This window comes from Rhodococcus sp. MurmanLake-1, assembly GCF_056945715.1.
This window is the reverse complement of sequence record NZ_JBWZNF010000003.1, coordinates 225,400-244,651: the sequence shown is the minus strand read 5'-3', so window position 1 is coordinate 244,651 and position 19,252 is coordinate 225,400. Positions and strand designations below refer to the sequence as shown.

Below are 19,252 nucleotides of genomic sequence, written 5' to 3'. Positions count from 1 at the left end.
CCCTCAGAAGTAGGTGTGCACCGTGCCGACGACGCGGTAATCCGAATCGACCTCGGGAATCAGTGACCACTTGTCGAACGTGGTGCAGGGATGCGAGATTCCGCAACCGAGCAGATCGCCGACCTTCACGTCGAAGTCAGCCGGAACGTCGACGTACGCGTGCTGGTCGTTGAGCGCGGTGATGGTCAGTTCTCGCGCTGATCGGTTGGATCCGTCGCGTCGGCGCCACAGGACTATGGGAAAGCCTGCGTCGGAACCGACGTCGCGGCGGCCGAAGCCCAGGATCGCGCGGCCGGGTTCAGGAATGGAGAGCACTACGCCCCAGACCTCTGCGGCTCCCTGCAGGGTTCGTGGTCCGTCTGCCCATGGCGAAGTCTCGGCATAGAGACCGTGATCGTGGGTGATGTAGCAACCGCTGCGCAGCACGACGCGTACACCGTTGTCGAGTGCCCACCGTCCGGCCAGTTCGCGTACAACGAGATCGTGAAACGCACTGCCGCCGAAAGTGACCAGTGGCCGGGGAGCCTTCGGAGAATTGTTCTCGAAGAGGTTCTCGGCAACACAGATTTCCGTGAAAACCCGCGCGGATTTGAGATACGAATCGACGGAGATACGGCGGGCTGCTACCGAGGCTCCGGGCATCATGCCCTCGAACCCCTCGACTCCGGTGAGAATCAACGAAGGTGCCTGCGATGCTGCGCGTGCGACGTCGAGTGCCTGCTCGACAGTGCGAGCGCCCGCGCGTCCGCTGTCGTAGCCGAGTTCGACGAGAACCCGGATACGGCTGGCCGGTGAGACTTTCGCGATCAACTGCTCCATCAGGCGGACGCTCTCGACCGAGTCCACGAGGGTGGTGACGAAGAAATCGGGGTCGGTGGCCTGGGCGTCGCAGATCCACCGAATGCCGGCGGGATCGAGCACCTGACTGGCGATGATGATCGTGTCCACACCGAATTCACGCAGAATGCGTGCCTGCGCAACGGTTGCCGCCGTCATCGCCCAAGCCCCGGCGTCGAGTTGCCGACGAACCAATTCGGGGCTCATCGTGGTCTTCGCGTGTGGCGCCAGATCCACATCGTGATCGGAGCAGAACTGCGCCATGAGGTCGACATTGTGCGCGATCGCTGCACGATCGAGTGTCATCACGGGTAGCAGGAGGTTGCCGTCGAGCGCAGAGATCCCCAGTGGCTCCAGGTCGGAGCCGTCGCGACCTTCGAGGTCGGTGCCGAATGCCTTGTGCTGCCAACCGATCGGGGGGTTCGCGAAATCCGTCATGGCATCGATTGTGCCGTTGATTGCAGACGATGTGTTCATGTGTGGTGACTTTCTGTCAGAACTATGCAGGTCAGAACGAGATCCGGCTACGAGCGGCGTACCGGGCGACCGGGCAACGCGTCCTGGACCACGGCACCGCCTTCGACGACGGGTACGCCGCCGACCAGCACGCGGCTGATTCCGGTGGAGGGACGGGTGCCGTCGATGTAGGTGGCGTTGTCGGTGATTCGCTCGGGGTCGAAAACGAGGATGTCCGCGTCGCTACCGGGGCTGATCCGACCTTTCGTCGCCATCGAGGGAACCGACTCCTCCAGAATCTGCGCGGGGATCAACGAGCAGCGCGCGATGATCTCCGACAGCGACAGCAGTTGACGCTCGCGGTAGAGCGTACGAATCGCTCGCGCATAGGTGCCGGCGCCGCGGGGATGGCCGAGCGCCTTCTCCGGCAGTGGCCACTGCAACGCGTCCGCTGCGGTACGACCTGGCCAGGTCAGTGGCATCGCGTCGCTCGCGATGGCGGCGCGGTCGAAAGTCATCGCTCGTTCGAGGAATTCGCGCTGCACGGTGTCGTTCTCGTCGAGGAACTCCACCAGTACCAGTCCGCCGGGGTCCGTTGCCCGAAGATGTTCCAGCTGCTTGCGGTCCGCGATACGTTCACCGGTGGGCACGAAAGTCAGCGATCGGGGTGTCAGATTCATCAGATGCAGCTTGTCTGGATCGAGAAACGCAGCTCCGACGGCCGTGGACCCTGACCCGTACGGATACGCCTCTGTCGTGACGCGAGATCCGGCTGCCTGGACCTGAGCCACCACGGACAGTGCATGGTCGACGTGCATTCCCGAGGTGCTGTTGACGTGGCAGTAGTGCATGTGCGCGCCGGTTTCGGCTGCTGCACGGGCGATTTCGACGGCGCCGTCCACCGGGCTCGACGGGTCGGCCGAAATGAGTGGGCGCGCATGGGTGTAGGTGGGAACACCGGCTCGGGCCGCGAGATCCGCCACCTGCAGGTACTCGGCCGGATCGGATTTCGGGGCGTATCCGACCACCACGCCGATGCCGAGAGCGCCTGCAGCCAGATCGTTTTCGAGGAGTTCGAGAATGTGTGCACGCTGGGAGGCGGTCGGTTCTCCCTGCCAGCTCGGGGAACCGACATGGTGCAGGAGAGTCCTGATGTCGCCATCGGGATCGGCGCCCGAGAGTTCGATCATGCGGGCGTGCGCCCACGACGTCGCGTAGCCGTAGTTGATCGGGCGCCCCTCGGCACCGGCACGCGCATATGCCTTCGCAACAGGAATGACGCCTGCCTCCAGTTCGAGGGCCGTCGTCACTCCGTCCAACGCTTGAAGTCGCTGCTCGGCGATTTCCTGTCCGTGGCTGTGCAGGTCGATGAATCCGGGGCAGATCACCTGACCGGTCACGTCGATCGTCTGCCGAGCCTCGATCGCGTCGTGACCCCACGCCGAGACCTTGCCGTCGGTGATCGCGATGCCCCGAACCTCGTCGGTCCCCGATGCGGGATCGACGACGCGGCCGCCGGTGAACACGATGTCGTGGACCTGCATCAGCGCTGCACTCCTGTCGTTGGTCGAACCGCCTGGCCCGGCGAATGTCCCGATGGTTTCACGGCTCGGGTATCGGATTCTGGTGTGAACGTCCCAAATGGAGGCCGACTCACCGTTCGACCGGACAAGAAACGAATGCAGTCGAGTGTGAAGGTGAAAGCGAAGTTATCAATTCAGCCGATTGAGATCGATGGAGGACAGGAATGCACGTCTATATTTCGGTGGACATGGAGGGTATCGCGGGTATCGCGACGCTCGATCAGACGATCCGCGGCGGTGGCGGCTACCACCGTGCGCAGATGCTCATGACCGCCGAGACCAATGCTGCGATCGCCGGTGCGTTCGACGCCGGTGCGACGAGTGTCCTGGTCAACGACAGCCACGGAACGATGGACAACCTGCTTCACGCCGATCTGGATCCACGGGCGCGCCTGATCTTCGGATCACCCAAGATGCAGTGCATGGCCGAGGGAATGACGTCGGATCACGACGTCGCCCTGTTTGTCGGCTATCACGCACCAGCTGGTGGACCCGGCGTCCTGGCGCACACGTTCTCGAGTTTGTTCGCCGACGTCCGCCTCGACGGCAAGTCCGTCTCCGAGACCGACGTCAACACCCTCTACGCTGCCACCCAGGGCGTTCCCGTCGGTCTCGTGACGGGTGACGACATCATCTGTGGCTTGGTGGACGCGGCCTCGCCGACAACCGAGACCGTCGAGGTCAAGAAGGCACACGGATGGTCGGCAACCAATTCGCTGCCGCCGTCGCTGGCGTGCGAGCAGATCCGAGCAGGCGCCGAGCGCGCAGTGCGCAAGGCCGACACACTGAAGCCGGTCGAGCTGCGTGACGAATGGACCCTCGAGATCGTTCACCCCACCACTACGGGAGCTGAACTCGCCGAGGCTGTTCCCGGCTCACGACGGATTTCGGATCGTACGATTTCGCACACACTCGGCAGCGTCGACGACATTCTCGGCCTGATCACTGTCAATGCTCGGCTTGCAGCCGCAGGCGTCTCGACGATCGTGGCAGTCGCCAATCGCACGTGATGAAGTAGCGACTCTATCGCGAAATGCCGCCGACGCCGTGTGCGTCGGCGGCATTTGTCATCTACTGGGGCAGAACATGTTCCGACCGACCAAACGTTGCTTCAGGTATTGGTGAAACGGACCAATGCGGTAGACGTGTTCGCTGTCACACTTCATCAGTCTTTTCAATGTTCTAGTCCATGCGGCACAAGACAATTCGGGAGGCTTGATGAAGGCGGAACGCGTCACAGTGGAAGAATCATCGCGGGGGACCGGCGGTTCGGTTCGAAACATGTTGGACAACAGGTCGATTCGTCGCACAACCACCGTTACGGTGGGGCTGCTCAGTACTATCTGGTTGATCGACATGGTGGATCGCGTCATGATCGGGCTTGCGCTTCCGATGATCGGCGACGAATTCTCGCTCAGCAGTACGCAGTTGGGTGGTGTGGTTTCGGTCTTCGCGATCTTCTACATGCTCGGGCAGGTCCCCGGCGGAATGTTGGCCGACCGCTTCGGACCCAGGCCACTGTTGATCGTGGCGTTGATCCTGTGGTCGGTGTTCACCGCGTTGACCGGGTTCGCGTGGGGTCTCATCTCGCTGATGGTCATGCGTGCGATGTTCGGTATCAGCCAGGGGCTCTTTCCGGCGGCGTCGTTCAAGGCTTTGGCTGAGCGGACGCGTCCGAAAACCAGAGCGACCGCGATGGGTTTCATGCTCGGCGCCAACAACCTCGGCCCCGGCGTCGCACCGCTGATCATCGCGCCGGTCCTCATGGCCGTGGGGTGGCGTGACGCGTTCTGGCTGGTGGCCATCGTCGGCGCTGTGATCGGCACGGTGGTGTGGTTGGTGCTGCCGGCACCGTTGGACACGGACATCTCGGAAGATCCTGAGGCTGCGCTGCAACCTCTGGCGAGCGAGCACTCTCGCGCCGCGGTGTTTAAGTCCGCGTCGGTGTGGAAGTTCGCAATTCTGTTCTGCCTGGCCAACATGTCCGCGTACGGTCTGATGACCTGGGTGCCGAGTTATCTGCTCAACGACAAGGGACTCTCGCTGATCGACACGGGAATCTTTGCCGCGATCCCTTTCATCGTCACGGCGCTGGCCACGATTGTGGGCGGGCGGTTGGTGGACAAGTACTTCCACGACCGGGCTCGGATTCTTCTGGTTCCGTGTATGGCCACGTCGGCAGTCCTGTTGTTCCTGATGACCACCGCTGACACCGTCGCGATGTTCACGTTCTACGAGACGTTGGCTCTAGGCATCAGCGGTCTGTGTTCGATGTCGATCTTCGCGATGCCGTTGCGGGCACTTCCTTCCGAATTCCTCGGTTCCGGAATGGGTTTGATCAACGGTTGTGGTCAGTTCGCCGGTTTCATCACCCCGCTCGTGATGGGATGGATGGTGGACCAGTTCTCGTACATGGCTGCATTCGGAGTCCTGGTCGGAGCGACGAGCGCTGCCGCATTGGTGGCCATGATCGTTCCGCAGACCCCGGCGAAATTCTGAGAAGGAGACTGAAGATGTCGGCAACGGACGGCACACGGAAGATCGAAGACGACGTCGTCACCGATTTTTCCGAGAAGATGAGTTACGGGGCCTACCTCGGACTCGATACCCTCCTGGATTCGCAGCATCCGGTGAGCGAGCCGGAACACCACGACGAACTCTTGTTCATCATTCAGCACCAGACCAGCGAGTTGTGGCTCAAGCTGTTTCTCCACGAGATACGGGCGGCCAGAGCAGCGATCGCTGCCGACGACATTCGGGTCGCATTCAAGCGGATCGCACGCGTCAAACACATCCAGGCCACTCTGACCGAACAGTGGTCCGTGTTGGCGACACTGACGCCGGCGGAGTATGCGGAGTTCAGGGGCGTTCTCGGCAACTCGTCGGGGTTCCAGTCGTACCAGTACCGCGCCGTGGAATTCGTGCTCGGGAACAAGAACGCCGGCATGCTGAAGGTGTTCGAATCGGATCCGTCCGCCCATCGATTGTTGGAGACCCTGCTCGGAGAGCCGACGCTGTACGACGAGTTCTGGCGGTACCTGTCTCGGCAGGGTTACGACGTTCCGGCGTCGGCTCTCGAACGAGACGTCAGCGCGCCCTACGTGCGCAACGACGAGCTGATTCCGCTGGTCAAGGCAATCTACGAGAACGTCGAACAGCACTGGACGGCCTACGAGGCATTCGAGGAGTTGGTCGACCTCGAGGAGAGCTTTCAGCTGTGGCGGTTCCGGCACCTTCGGACGGTGCTGCGGGTGATCGGCATGAAGAAGGGGACCGGCGGTTCGAGTGGTGGTGCCGGGTTCCTGCAACGTGCGCTGGAGTTGAGCTTCTTCCCTGAGCTGTTTGCCGCCCGAACAGAGATCGGTACCTGACACACCTGCTTGATGACACACAGTTGCTTGTCACACCCAGCTGTTCGTGACGCACGACGAATCCGAGCCCGAAGGACAGGAGTCTTGGACAAGATCCGACAGGGTCGCTTCGGCCAAGCTTGACTGCGAAGTTGCAAGTCGGTGACAGGAGAGCGTCGGAGTGGACAAGAAATCAATGGTGGCGGACCTGGCGGCGCTGGTAACCGCCGAGTCGCCCAGTTCCGACCTCGGCGCAGTCGATGCATGTGCGGACGTGGTGGCCGACATCGGCGAACGCCATCTCGGAAGCGCCCCCGAACGTATCCGTATCGACGGACGCCAGCACTTGCGTTGGTCGTTCGGCGCGGAGCCGAAGGTGATGCTCCTGGGCCATTTCGACACCGTCTGGCCGCTCGGAACGCTCGCGGAGTTGCCCTGGTCGGTCACCGACAACATCGCCACCGGACCCGGAGTCTTCGACATGAAGGCCGGCATCGTCCAGCTCTTCCATGCGCTCGCATCGCTTCCGTCGCTCGACGGGGTGGTCGTGCTCCTCAATTCCGACGAGGAAATCGGCTCCCCGACCTCACGCGCACTGATCGAGGAGCAAGCCCGTCAGGTCGACGCTGTGCTGGTACTCGAGGCCGCCGCCGACGGCGCGGTGAAGACCGCGCGCAAGGGTATGTCGCTGTACTGCGTCGACATCGAGGGACGCGCTGCACACGCCGGACTGGAACCGGAGCGAGGTGTGAACGCTGTAGTTGAGCTCGCACATCAGATTCAGGCCGTGGTGGAGCTCGCGGACCCGGCGGCGGGAACGTCGGTGGTGCCGTCCGTGATCAGTGGCGGAACCACGACCAATACCGTTGCAGCGCAAGCGCAACTGTGGTGTGACGTTCGCATGTGGTCCGCGAAGGAACAGGAACGCATCGACCGTTCGATCCGTGCGCTGACACCGGCGCTGGCCGAAAGCCGAATCTCGGTGTCCGGAGGACCCAACCGCGGACCACTGGAATCAGTGTCTTCGGAGAAGCTGTACTTTCTCGCTCACCAGGTCAGCAGTGAGAGCGGGTTGGGAATGCTTCGCGACTGCGCAGTCGGCGGTGCGTCGGACGGAAATTTCACTGCCGCAGTCGGAACTCCCACGTTGGACGGCCTCGGTGCCGTCGGCGGTGGTGCCCACGCAGCGACAGAACACGTAGAGATAGATCAGATGATCCCGCGCGCCACCTTGTTGGCCGGTCTGGTGACTCGAATCCTGGAGGGAGGACTGTGACGATGACGTCGCCGAACAATGTCCAACGCAAGACCGTTCAACCATTCGGAGGTGTATCGCCTTCACGGATGCGGCAAGCAATCAGCCAGGCCGAGCAAGCCGCCCTGCTTGCATGTGTGACTATCGAAACCGTCACCGGGCATGCCGAGTTGGAACAGGTATTCGGTCTGTTCGAGAAGGTATGGCAGCCGGAGAGCGGTAACCCTCCCGTCCATCGGGACATGATGAAAGCGCTCGCGCACTCCGGTAACTACGTCGCCGGCGCTTTTCGTGGCGGAGATCTGATCGGCGGCTCGGTTGCATTCTTCGAGGAACCGCAACATCGTTCGTTGCATTCACACATCACGGGGATCCTGCCGAACGTGCAGAACGGGCACATCGGCCTCGCGTTGAAACTGTTCCAGCGAGCGTGGGCACTGGAACGAGGAATTCTCCACGTGCGGTGGACTTTCGACCCGCTCGTCGCTCGCAATGCCTACTTCAACGTCTCGAAACTCGGTGCGTTCCCGATCCAGTATCTGCCGCGTTTCTACGCGCCGATGAACGACAGTCTCAACGGCGGCGCAGACAGCGACCGATTGCTGATCGACTGGGAAATCGGTAGCAGCAAGGTTTCCGACGTCGTCGCCGGTTCGGGAGAGGTCCCGACTCCCGAGTCGTTGGGAGCGAGCGAACTGTTGTCGATCTCCGAAGCCGGTCTGCCCGTGTTGAAGTCGACCAAGAATCGATTCGTCACGGTGGCTACACCGAATGACGTGTACACACTGCGTAAGTCGGACCCGGCGGCAGCGAACGACTGGCGCCTGGCAGTCCGCGAGACTCTCGGGGGTGTGCTCGCCGAGAACGGAGTGGTTCTCGCAGTCACCAGGACCGGAAAATATGTACTGGACCGTGCGCCGGGAACACAGGCAGGCAGGACAACAGCGGAGGTTACATCGTGAAGATCGACGGAGTTGAATTACGCCGGGCAGCAATGCCGTTGAAGGCGCCGTTCCGAACCTCGTTCGGCACGGAGACCACCAAGGACGTGTTGTTCGTCAAGGTCGTCACCTCGGAGTCGGCGGGCTGGGGCGAGTGCGTTGCGATGTCCGAGCCTCGCTACTGCTCCGAATACACGGACGGCGCCGCCGAAGTCCTTCGTAAGTTCCTGATTCCGTCTCTGGGCGAACTCACCGATCCCGACGTGCACGCACTGAGCGCGACGATGGAACAGTTCGCCGGACACCCCATGGCCAAAGCGGCACTGGAAACCGCATTTCTCGACGCCGAGTTACGGGCCGCCGGGACGAGCATGTCTTCGTACCTGGGTGCAGTAGTCGATCGCGTACCCGCGGGTGTTTCGGTGGGTATCAAGAATTCGATCGACGAACTGCTCGAAGAGGTAGCCGGGTTCCTCGACGCCGGATACCTGCGCATCAAACTGAAGATCGAACCGGGCTGGGACATCGAGCCGGTTCGCGCAGTCCGCGAGAGGTTCGGCGACGACGTACTCCTCCAGGTCGACGCGAACACGGCGTACACCCTGGCTGACGCGCGCCATCTCCAGCGGCTCGACGACTTCGACCTCCTGCTGATCGAGCAGCCGCTTCCCGAAGAGGAACTGCGTGGCCACGCCAGGCTGGCCGAGATGATGCGGACGCCGGTCTGCCTCGACGAGTCGATCACCTCCGCGAAGGTCACCGCCGACGCGCTGGCAATCGGTGCGTGCAGCGTGGTGAACATCAAACCGGGACGTGTGGGCGGTTATCTGGAATCGCGTCGTATCCACGACGTCTGCAAGGCCAACGGAATTGCCGTGTGGTGCGGCGGAATGCTCGAGACCGGAATCGGCAGGGCTGCCAACGTCGCCCTTGCCGCGCTCCCCGGATTTGTACTACCAGGCGATACGTCGGCTTCCGACCGGTACTTCGCCGAAGACATCACCGAGCCGTTCGTACTCGACAACGGTTACGTGAAGGTTCCGGAAGGGCCGGGCATCGGCGTCGAACCGATCCCTGACCTGCTCGAAGCAATCACCACGTCGGTCGAATGGATCGGCATGGATCGGCTTTGACGAATCACTATGACACACTTCGTTCACAGGACGAAGGAGTGATAGACGTGGGCACCGTACGACCTCGCATCAGTTTGGTGCGGCTTCTCGAAGACGTGGGAACTACGGTGCTGAACCCGGTTGTCGGCGACCCGGAGGCGGTCCAGGAGATCGCCTCGGTGGTCATTCACGACCCCGACGACGACTCACCCTCGACACCGGACTCCATGGTGCTGCTCGTCGGCATCACCGGAGGCGAACGTATCGCGGAGTCCGTGGCCGGCCTGGCCGAGCGCGGAGTACGCGTGGTGGTCGCGCGAGTGACCACCGAGGTCAGCGATGCCGACCGTGAATCCATCATCGCCTCCGGCGTTGTCGTATTGACCTTGGCGCGTGGAGTTTCGTGGGTTCAGCTCACAAGCCTGCTTCATTCGGTGCTCTCGGCACGGAACGAAGTCGGGCACATCCACTCGCGCGGAGGTGGACCGGCCGGCGATCTGTTCGCTTTCGCCAACGCCGTCAGCGCACTTCTGGATGCGCCGATCACGATCGAGGACCGAAGCTCACGGGTCATCGCCTTCTCCGGACGTCAGGAAGAAGGTGACGGTCCACGTATCGCGACCGTTCTGGAGCGCCAAGTTCCTGACCAGTACATTCGAGTGCTCGAAGAAGCGGGAGTCTTCGACCGGCTCTATCGCAGCGATGATCCGGTGTGGGTTTCGGCCGAGACCCTCGGTACGAAAATGGGTCGTATCGCGGTGTCCATCAGAGCCGGCGACGAGTTCCTCGGCTCCATGTGGGTGGCAACCGGTGAGCCGATGTCCGAGGACCGGATGCGTGCACTGCGCGATTCGGCCGGGTTGATTGCACTGCAGATGTTGCGGTTGCGCGGCGGCGCCGACGCCGAGCGTCGACTGCGCGCAGACCTGATCGCAACCCTTCTCGACGGTGGGTCCGGTGCGGTCGATGCGATGAATCGCCTCGGCCTCGGGACCGGTCCCGCACTCGTGATGGCATTGGGCCGCAGGTCTTTCGAAGGATCGTCGAAGCCGGACGACGCAGCCCACGTGGTGCGGCTGACCGACGCTCTGGCCATGCACCTGGGCGCGGTCCATTCGCAGTCGGCTGCGGCTCTGGTCAACGGAACCGGCTACGCGGTGCTGTCGGTGCGAGGGCATTCCCCGGCAGAAGCCGAGCTACAGGCGTTCCGTGTGGCCTCGGACTTCCTGGACCGAACCGGAGCGTCCGGCGACACGATCATCGGGATCGGCCGGGTCGTGACCAGACCGGCGCAGCTGAGCCGATCGAAGCGCGACGCCGAACATGCCCTCGAAGTGTTGTTGGCCGGACGAGCGTCGGGCAGCGTCGCCACCTTCAGTAGCGTCCACGTCGATGCCATCCTGTTGGAGATCGCGTCGGAAGCTGCAGCCGAAGGGTTCTCGGACCTCGGACCCATCGAGGCGATCGCCAGCCACGACGCAGCGCACGCGACCTCGTTCGTCGACACGCTCGATGCGTGGCTCAACGCCTTCGGTGACGTCGGTGACGCCGCGGCGTCATTGCACGTACACCCCAACACCTTTCGGTATCGTCTCAGCAAGTTGAAGGGTATGGCCGCGTTGGATCTGGACGATCCCAACGTCCGCTTCCGGTTGATGGTGCATCTTCGTCTGCGCGGTCCACGCTAGCTCGAAAGCCGAAAAATGCGGGTCGCACTGATTTCTCAGCGCGACCCGCATTCTTTGTCAGTGGGTTCAGATCAGCTGTTGTTGCGAAGTGCTTCGACAGCGATGCGGCCGACGGTTCCGATGGAGGCGTCGATCTTCGGGGCGCGGTGGGTGAGCTCGTGGGACTTGGTGAAGACACCGACGGCGTAACGCTTGCCGTCCGGGTACGCCACGACGCCGGCTTCGTTTCGTACCAATCCCAGCGTTCCGGTCTTGGCGGCGACAGTGACCTCGTCGGGGAAACCGGACGAAAGGCGATGCGGCCAGACCTGCTTGCTCATGATGGTTCGGACTTCTTCACAGGCTGATGCGGGGCCGGCTTCGTCCCTCCAGATTGCAGCCAGCAACATTGTGATCTCACGAGGAGTGCTGGAGTTGGAGCGGGCCGGATCCATGACGGAAATTGTCCGAAGAATTTCGATGGGCGGCATTTCCAGCAAGGTGCCCTTGTCGACACCGAGGTCGTCGTAGACCGATTTGAACAGACCACGGCAGTCACGGACCAAGTTGGTCTTCTCCAAACCGAGCCCGCGCAGCGTTGCGACGATGTTGTCGAGTCCGAGGCGTTCGTACAAGAAATCCGTGGCGGCGTTGTCGCTGAAGCTCATCATGAGCAGAGCGAGATCTCGCCAGCTTGCGGTGACGTCGTCGGCGCAGCCGCCGATACCGATGCCGCCGGAGCGGAACTCGGCGGTCACCGTGGCGTGCTCGGTCGGATCAAGGGTGCCGGCCGCAACTTCACGGGCGTACTGCAGTACAACAGGAATCTTGAAAACGGAGGCGAGGATGACACCTTCGTCAGCGCCGTAGCCGAACTCTTCGCCGGAATCGATGTCGCGTGCGTGGACGAACGCATCGGTCTTCGCTTCGGCGAGTACAACAGCGATCTCCTGCTGTGCGCTCTCAACGTACGTGGCGGTTTCGGTCATTCGAGAAGCCCTTTCGTCGGTATCCGTATATCTGGGTTATTCGTGGATCTGACGATAGTGAGTCGACGACGGGGGGTCTTGTACGAATCGACGAAGGTTGGCGCACGGTTCGGTGCTGATACGCCGAATCAACCGATTGTCAGGGTGTTCCGGGGGCAGGGGTGTTCCGGGGGTCAGGACGCATAAGTTTCGAGGCGACGTCCGACCAGTTCGGCGACGTCGGTCCGACGCTTGTCCGAGACCACGCCTGCCAACAGGATGGTGAACAATTCGTCGATACGGTCGTTCAAATCGCTTCGTCTGGTGAGCACGTTCGAAACCAGTTGAACGCCGGTGAATGCCGAGATCGCCACGCGACCCACCGATTCCGGCTCCACGTCGTCGCGGATGTCGCCTTCGAGCTTCGCGGCCTCGGCCAGTTTTCGAAGCTCGCGGATCCACACGACGTACGGGCCTTGCGAACCGTCGGCAGAGGCCAATTCGAGGGTAAGTCGGACTCCCGCACGAACAATCGGGTCCGCGACGAGTTGGCGGCCCATCTCGTGGCACACCATGACGAGCTGTTCCAGTGCCGGCGCGCCTGTGGCTGCAACTGCGGTGAAGGCAGTGATCGACATCTGGTGCTGTTCTTCAATGACCGCCTGAGCCAATTCGTCTTTGGACGAGAAGTGGAAATAGACCGCGCCCTTGGTCATCTGCGCCGCGGACACGATGTCATTCATGCTCGTGCTGCCGTACCCCGTGACTTCGAACCGATCAGCAGCGCCTTGAAGAATCTGTCGGCGACTGATCTTGGCACGTTCCTGCATTGCTCCCTTGTCCTCCGACTGTTAACACGTGAACCAGTTTTAGGGCCCTAGGTCCCGGACCAGCGCCCCACGGTAGCAGCGAATCTCGTGCTCGCGCGACAGCGCGAAACGGACTGTTCGGTGTGCAATCGCAGGTCACGGTCGGTAGGAGCGACAGATGCGACCGCCGCAACCTCCGTTGGAGGCTGCGGCGGGGAGTCCAGCTATCGGCCAGCGAAATTCGGTCGAAGGTACGCGATCAACGAGTCGAGACAGTTGTCTCGAAGCCGAGGTCGCGTAGCGCCGACTTGAGTTTGGTCTGTGCCTCGTCGAGAGATTCGGGTGACGGCGAAGTATCGGCGCCACTGATGTCGAAGTTCCCCATGTCGTATGCGGGGAAGACATGAACGTGAAGATGCGGAACTTCCAGACCTGCGACGAGGAGGCCCGCCCGAGGCGCGTCGAACGCCTTCCGCGCAGCCTGACCCAGGGTGCGGGCAACCGCGGTGACCTTGGCAAAGAGTTCAGGATCCACGTCCTGCCACTGATCGACCTCGGCTCGCGGTACCACGAGTACGTGGCCCTGCGTTACCGGCGCGATGGTCAGGAACGCGACAACGTCGTCGTCCTCCCACACGAAACGTCCTGGTAGATCTCCGTTGATGATGGCGCTGAAGACTGAAGGCATACCCCGAGATTAGCCCGCGTCCGGTTGCCAGGAAACTCCCAGGCTGGACGCAGGTTCGTCGGAGCCGGCCCGACAAATCTAGGACGCATGACGACAGAAGCCATACAGACCGCGGGCAGCACGGACGCAGGGGAGCTTTCCGCGACGACTGTAGTGCTGGACGTGGTCGTCCCGGTATACAACGAAGAGGCAGGCCTGGAGACGTGCGTGCGGCGCCTGCGCCGGCATTTACGCACACAGGTGCCATTCTCTGCACGAATTACCATCGCGGACAACGCCAGTGTCGACGGCACGTTGGCACTCGCACGTTCCCTCGCCGAAGAATTCGACGACGTCCGGGTCGTCCACCTGGATGCGAAGGGCCGTGGTCGAGCACTGCGGCAGGTGTGGAGCGACTCCGACGCCGACGTGGTCGCGTACATGGACGTCGACCTCTCCACCGATCTCAATGCCCTGATGCCGTTGATTGCTCCGCTGCTCTCCGGCCACTCGGACATCGCCATCGGTTCCCGGTTGGCACGTTCGTCGCGCGTGGTACGTGGCCCCAAGCGTGAGTTCATCTCACGTAGCTACAACCTCATCCTCCGAAGCGCACTGCATGCTCGCTTCTCCGACGCTCAGTGCGGATTCAAAGCCATGCGAGTCGATGTTGCGCGGCAACTACTTCCGCTGGTGGAGGACACCGGGTGGTTCTTCGATACCGAATTGCTCGTGCTGGCCGAGCGAGCGGGCATGCGGATTCACGAGGTCCCCGTCGACTGGGTGGACGATCCGGACAGTCGGGTGGACATCATTGCCACCGCAGTTGCCGACCTCAAAGGTGTGGTCCGCGTCGGGCGAGCACTGTCGACCGGTTCCCTTCCCTTGGCTGAGCTCAGAGCGAGTTTCGGACGTGAACCACTGGTTCCCGGAGTTCCTCGAGGAATGGTCGGGCAGCTCTCGCGCTTTGCCGTGGTGGGAGTCATTTCGACGCTCGCGTACGCACTGCTCTACCTCGCACTGCACTCGGTGATGGGTGCGCAGTGGGCCAACGCCGTCGCATTGCTGGTGACCGCGGTATTCAACACCGCCGCCAATCGAGCCTTCACCTTCGGGATCCGCGGGTCGGAAGGATCCGCCCGTCACCAGATGCAGGGCCTGCTCGTGTTCGGGTTCGGTCTACTGCTCACCAGCGGATCGTTGTTCGTTCTCGACGTCATGGCGCCCGACGCGTCCAAGCACGTGGAGCTTGCCGTACTCGTCATTGCCAATCTTGTTGCCACAGTGAGCCGATTCGTCGCGCTGCGCTGGGTTTTTCGCACTGCACAATCCGTAGGAGCCAATCGATGACCGCCACTGCAGAGACACTCGCCGCGCCGCTGCCGGCGCCGGAACCGCAGCGTCAGGTGCGCTGGGAACCGTGGGCGCTCGGAGTGTTGTTGGTGGGCACCGGAGTCGCCTACATCTGGGGCCTGGGCGCGTCCGGATGGGCCAACTCGTTCTATGCTGCTGCGGTCCAGGCAGGTTCGGTGTCGTGGAAGGCCTTCTTCTTCGGTTCCTCGGATGCTGCCAACTCGATCACCGTCGACAAGCCACCGATGTCCCTGTGGTTGATGTCGCTGTCGGTTCGCATCTTCGGACTCAATTCCTGGGCGATGTTGGTGCCGCAGGCACTCCTCGGGGTCGGATCGGTTGCGCTGTTGTGGGGAACGGTTCGACGGGCTTTCGGTGCGGCCGCCGGCCTCCTCGCCGGCTTGGTACTTGCGCTCACACCCGTAGCGGCGCTGATGTTCCGGTTCAACAACCCGGATGCCCTGCTGGTGCTCCTGATGATCGCAGCAGTGTGGGCGATGATGCGCGCCGTGCAGGACGGTCGCACCCGCTGGCTGGTGTTGGTCGGTATCTTCTGCGGATTCGGTTTCCTGACAAAGCAATTACAGGTCATGTTGGTAGTTCCACCGCTGGCGCTCACCTATCTGATCGCCGGACCGCCGAAACTGGGTAAGCGCGTACTCCAACTGTTCGCGGCACTGGGCGGACTGATCGTCTCCGCCGGATGGTGGTTGGCAATCGTCGAACTGTGGCCAGCCGACTCACGTCCGTGGATCGGTGGTTCGCAGAACAATTCGATTCTCGAACTGACGCTCGGCTACAACGGGCTCGGACGCTTGAGCGGCAACGAGACCGGAAGCGTCGGCGGCGGCGGAATGCGCGGTGCTGGTGATGCTGCGGCCGGTGCTGCTGCGGGAGGCTTCCCCGGAATGGGCGAGGCCGCAGGCGGTATGGCAGCGGGAGGCATGGCACCAGGTGGTGGCGCCGGTGGCGGTATGTGGGGGAGTACCGGCATTACCCGACTGTTCGAATCTGCCCAGGGCGGACAGATTGCCTGGTTGATTCCTGCTGCACTGATACTTCTGGTGGCTGGAATCGTGCTGCGAGGCAGGGCTCCCCGCGCTGACACACAGCGCGCGTCATTCATCGTCTGGGGACTGTGGCTGTTGGTGACCGGACTGACCTTCAGTTTCATGGCGGGAATCTTCCACGCTTACTACACCGTTGCGCTGGCGCCGGCGATCGCCGCACTGATCGGTTCAGGATCCGTATTCGCTTGGCGTCATCGTGACGTCCTCTGGGTTCGCCTCGTTCTGGCAGTGTCGTTGGCCGCAACCGTCGCGATGGCGTGGGTACTGCTCGGACGCTCGCCTTCGTTCGTACCGTGGCTTCGCTGGGCGATTCTGGTCGTCGGCATCGTCACAGCCGTGGCAGTGCTGATTCCGGCAGCGACGCGAGGTCGATTGGCTGTGGCAGTGATTCTCGCGGCGATCTTCACCGGTCTGGCGGGTCCGACTGCGTACGCGATCGACACGATCAACACTCCGCATACCGGTTCCATAGTTTCGGCCGGACCGAGCGTCGAAGGTGGAATGGGCGGGCCCGGCGGTGGCCGCGGAGGATTCGGAGGATTCGGCGGCACGGCTGACGGCGGGAACCGTCGGGCTGACGGGGCTGGGACCGGAACGCCGGGAACGCCCCCTGCCGGAATGGGCCAGATGCCCGGTGGTGCAACAGCTCCGGGTACCACCACTTCGACCACCGACGGAACGCGGGGCGCAATGGGAGGCGGCGCCGCCGGTGGTTTGCTTCAGGGCAGTACACCGGGAGCTGCCATCGTGTCCACACTCGAAGAGAACTCCGACCAGTTCACGTGGGTCGCCGCGGCAATCGGGTCCAACAGCGCATCGGGTTATCAGCTTGCGACGCAGTCACCGGTCATGGCTATCGGAGGGTTCAACGGGAGTGATCCGTCCCCGACGCTCGCGCAGTTCCAGCAGTACGTGTCAGAGGGCAAGATTCACTTCTTCATCGCCGGCGGTGGGATGGGTGGCGGTATGAACGCCGAAGGTACCGCTACCGCGATCTCGACGTGGGTGACCGAAAACTTCACCGCCACAACGGTGGACGGAGTAACCCTCTACGACTTGACGGTTGGGGGCTGACCAACATGAACGCACGCCAGGTCCGCATCGGAGGTGCTCCCCCCCCGATGCGGACCTGGCGTGAAGTTGTATGTCTGAGGTTCGTCCTCAGGTTTTGAAGGTGGTGTTCGCCGGCCGCGGGTGCTGCTGCGGGTCGATCGAGGGCGGCGGGATGAACCACGGTTTGTTGTCGACCCCGATGCGGATCACCCACTTCCCGACGAACCCGGCTTTGCGGTGCATCAATCGATGATGTGAACGGCACAGCAGGACAAGGTTGTTCATCACCGTCGGGCCGCCGTTCGCCCAGTGCCGGATATGGTGCGCATCCGTCCACGCGGGCACGCACGTGCAGCCGGGGAACGCGCAACCTTTGTCCCGGGCGATCAACGCCACTCGCTGCTCCGCGGTGACCAACCGTTTCCCGGGTTTCGCATCGAGCGGCGCCCCGTGATCGTCGAGCAGCACGGTCGAGAGGAAACAATCGCACCCGAGGAGTCTGGTCTGCGATACGGACAGTGGTCCGAGCCAGGGCATATGCCCGACGTCGAGATCCGACACAGCCGCTCCACCATCAGGAGCAGCGGGTGTTGCGGCGCAGTCACGGTGCTCCGCCAGATCACGGGCGTTGATGTGCACGTTCACGTGCGGACGCTGACCCCCATCGACACCGGTCTTCGCGCAGTCCAGATACCGGCGGATCAGTTCGGTGAACCCGTCCGCGGTCCGCTTCGCCGCCGACCGGGCATCGGGGGTTCCATCGGGTGCCGGGGTGGGCATCGTCAGATTCGACAACGCCGACAACAACATTTCGCCGGTGAGAGCATCGAAATCCCCGCGCACCACCACCCGACCGTTCAACGTCGACGCGATCCGCAACTCGTTCCGATCCACATCTTCCGCGGGCGGAATCTCATCCGACTCGAAAATGCGCTCCAAGGTCGCGATAACACTCCGCACCTTCGTGGTCGTCGCCTCCACACCGGATGCCGCAGCCAACAACAAGTCGATACAGCGAGGGAGCGCTTCGTCCGGCATGCCCTTCGGTGGTGATTCGCAGAACGCCACGATCAACACCGCGTGATCGAACGAGCAGTCCCCGACATCGAATCGGGCCGCCACTGCCGGAAGCGGGCGTAGCGCTGCACCGAGGGCGGCGATCTTCTTCCCGTCCCGGATTTGCAGCATCGTGTTCGCCGCCAACCACGAACCGACACCGCGGCTGGCGATCACCTGATCATCCGGCCGCATCGACAACTCGTCCACCACCGCCACCCGAACAGCCTCGAGACGAAGAATCTCCGCACTCGCCTCGATAGCAGCAGCACGCAACTCAGAAGCAGACAGCTGCCACAGGCGTCCGCGCAACCCCACCGCAGAACCCGAAACCACGTCCGACAGATAGACACTCATTGAATCCCCCGATCCCCTCCCCGAATCATACTCGAACATCCGTTCGAGTCAAGGGTGGATTTCGCAGGGGCTAAGCGCTAATACTGTCGAGGTCGTGGACCGCGTCGCAGCAGGCGTCGAGTAATTCGCGATCATGGCTGGTGAGTAATACGCCGACGCCGGTTTCGGTGGCGCGACTCTCGATCAACCGAATGAGCGCGGCCGTCGTAGCGGCGTCGAGCATCGCCGTCGCCTCGTCACAGATGAGGTATTTCGGTTGTTGCGCCAGCGATCTCGCTAGACAGGCGCGCTGCAGTTGGCCGTCGCTCACCTGGTGGGGTCTACGGGACAAGAGATCGGGAGTGAGGCCCACTTCTGCTGCCAGTGCGACCACATCGATTGTCCTACCGGCAATATCGCCGGGTTGACCGATGATCGAGGCGAGCGTCTGCCGAGGGTCGGTCGATGCGCGAGGTGACTGAAACAGCATGGACACCGTCCCGCGCAGTGCCGCGGATACCGAGAATTTGGTACCCACGACGGGTGATCCGTCGATTCGCACCTCGCCTGACCACGGTGCATCCAACGAGGCGAGAATCCTTGCAAGTGTTGATTTTCCGGTGCCAGAAGGCCCGGTCAGGCCGATCAGCCTTCCCGGCGGAATTTCGAGCGAGACGTTCTCGAGCACCGGTCGGTTCCGGTGGTAACCGCTGGTAATTCCCAGAGCTTGCAAACTCAT

16 protein-coding genes are annotated in these 19,252 nt (G+C 62.5%); 9 read left to right on the top strand and 7 right to left on the bottom strand.

Annotated features, from left to right (window positions below):
- Positions 1-3: 3 nt before the first annotated feature.
- Both AC2ETI_RS11130 and AC2ETI_RS11125 read right to left on the bottom strand, forming a co-directional pair.
- Positions 4-1,314, bottom strand: a complete 1,311-nt coding sequence (locus AC2ETI_RS11130) for an alanine racemase (RefSeq protein WP_483633906.1) — start codon at positions 1,312-1,314, stop codon at positions 4-6.
- 47 nt (positions 1,315-1,361) lie between these two features.
- Entirely contained in the window at positions 1,362-2,837 is a 1,476-nt protein-coding gene (locus AC2ETI_RS11125; RefSeq protein WP_020906335.1) for an amidohydrolase family protein, read from the bottom strand.
- 203 nt (positions 2,838-3,040) lie between these two features.
- On the opposite strand from AC2ETI_RS11125, the gene AC2ETI_RS11120 reads away from it, so the two are divergent.
- The 7 genes from AC2ETI_RS11120 (at position 3,041) to AC2ETI_RS11090 (ending at position 11,222) form a co-directional block, all read left to right on the top strand.
- Positions 3,041-3,886: a M55 family metallopeptidase gene (locus AC2ETI_RS11120; protein ID WP_019747026.1), complete on the top strand. Its 846-nt coding sequence runs from the start codon at positions 3,041-3,043 to the stop codon at positions 3,884-3,886.
- A 208-nt stretch (positions 3,887-4,094) separates the two neighbouring features.
- Positions 4,095-5,375, top strand: a complete 1,281-nt coding sequence (locus AC2ETI_RS11115; protein WP_021342959.1) for an MFS transporter — start codon at positions 4,095-4,097, stop codon at positions 5,373-5,375.
- A 14-nt stretch (positions 5,376-5,389) separates the two neighbouring features.
- Positions 5,390-6,247, top strand: coding sequence for a tryptophan 2,3-dioxygenase (locus AC2ETI_RS11110; protein ID WP_019747028.1), 858 nt, complete (start codon positions 5,390-5,392; stop codon positions 6,245-6,247).
- A gap of 160 nt (positions 6,248-6,407) precedes the next feature.
- Positions 6,408-7,502, top strand: a complete 1,095-nt coding sequence (locus AC2ETI_RS11105) for a M20 family metallopeptidase (protein WP_020968524.1) — start codon at positions 6,408-6,410, stop codon at positions 7,500-7,502.
- A gap of 2 nt (positions 7,503-7,504) precedes the next feature.
- Positions 7,505-8,443, top strand: a complete 939-nt coding sequence (locus AC2ETI_RS11100) for a GNAT family N-acetyltransferase (RefSeq protein ID WP_003945514.1) — start codon at positions 7,505-7,507, stop codon at positions 8,441-8,443.
- A complete protein-coding gene (gene menC, locus AC2ETI_RS11095; RefSeq protein WP_042950884.1) occupies positions 8,440-9,555 on the top strand; it encodes an o-succinylbenzoate synthase in 1,116 nt (371 codons plus the stop codon). The genes AC2ETI_RS11100 and menC overlap by 4 nt, the downstream gene beginning before the upstream one ends.
- Before the next feature lie 47 nt (positions 9,556-9,602).
- Complete coding sequence (locus AC2ETI_RS11090) at positions 9,603-11,222, top strand: PucR family transcriptional regulator (protein ID WP_477846318.1); 1,620 nt, start codon at positions 9,603-9,605, stop codon at positions 11,220-11,222.
- Between the two features lie 71 nt (positions 11,223-11,293).
- Here AC2ETI_RS11090 and AC2ETI_RS11085 read toward each other — a convergent pair whose 3' ends face one another.
- From AC2ETI_RS11085 to AC2ETI_RS11075, 3 genes are all read right to left on the bottom strand, one after another.
- Positions 11,294-12,190 (bottom strand): serine hydrolase, encoded by an 897-nt coding sequence (locus AC2ETI_RS11085; protein ID WP_477846317.1) that lies wholly within the window; start codon positions 12,188-12,190, stop codon positions 11,294-11,296.
- Between the two features lie 173 nt (positions 12,191-12,363).
- Positions 12,364-12,999: a ScbR family autoregulator-binding transcription factor gene (locus AC2ETI_RS11080; protein ID WP_019747034.1), complete on the bottom strand. Its 636-nt coding sequence runs from the start codon at positions 12,997-12,999 to the stop codon at positions 12,364-12,366.
- Between the two features lie 238 nt (positions 13,000-13,237).
- Positions 13,238-13,666, bottom strand: a complete 429-nt coding sequence (locus AC2ETI_RS11075; protein WP_197941724.1) for an HIT family protein — start codon at positions 13,664-13,666, stop codon at positions 13,238-13,240.
- Positions 13,667-13,753: 87 nt separating this feature from the next.
- Between AC2ETI_RS11075 and AC2ETI_RS11070 the strand changes: the two genes are divergently transcribed.
- Together AC2ETI_RS11070 and AC2ETI_RS11065 are read left to right on the top strand one after the other, a co-directional pair.
- The gene (locus AC2ETI_RS11070; protein WP_197941723.1) at positions 13,754-14,995 is read left to right on the top strand and encodes a bifunctional glycosyltransferase family 2/GtrA family protein; all 1,242 of its coding nucleotides are present in this window, start codon (positions 13,754-13,756) and stop codon (positions 14,993-14,995) included.
- Positions 14,992-17,142: an ArnT family glycosyltransferase gene (locus AC2ETI_RS11065; protein WP_483633905.1), complete on the top strand. Its 2,151-nt coding sequence runs from the start codon at positions 14,992-14,994 to the stop codon at positions 17,140-17,142. The genes AC2ETI_RS11070 and AC2ETI_RS11065 overlap by 4 nt, the downstream gene beginning before the upstream one ends.
- A gap of 87 nt (positions 17,143-17,229) precedes the next feature.
- Here AC2ETI_RS11065 and AC2ETI_RS11060 read toward each other — a convergent pair whose 3' ends face one another.
- Positions 17,230-18,534: an HNH endonuclease signature motif containing protein gene (locus AC2ETI_RS11060; protein WP_483633904.1), complete on the bottom strand. Its 1,305-nt coding sequence runs from the start codon at positions 18,532-18,534 to the stop codon at positions 17,230-17,232.
- A gap of 70 nt (positions 18,535-18,604) precedes the next feature.
- Positions 18,605-19,252, bottom strand: a complete 648-nt coding sequence (locus AC2ETI_RS11055) for an ABC transporter ATP-binding protein (protein WP_483633903.1) — start codon at positions 19,250-19,252, stop codon at positions 18,605-18,607.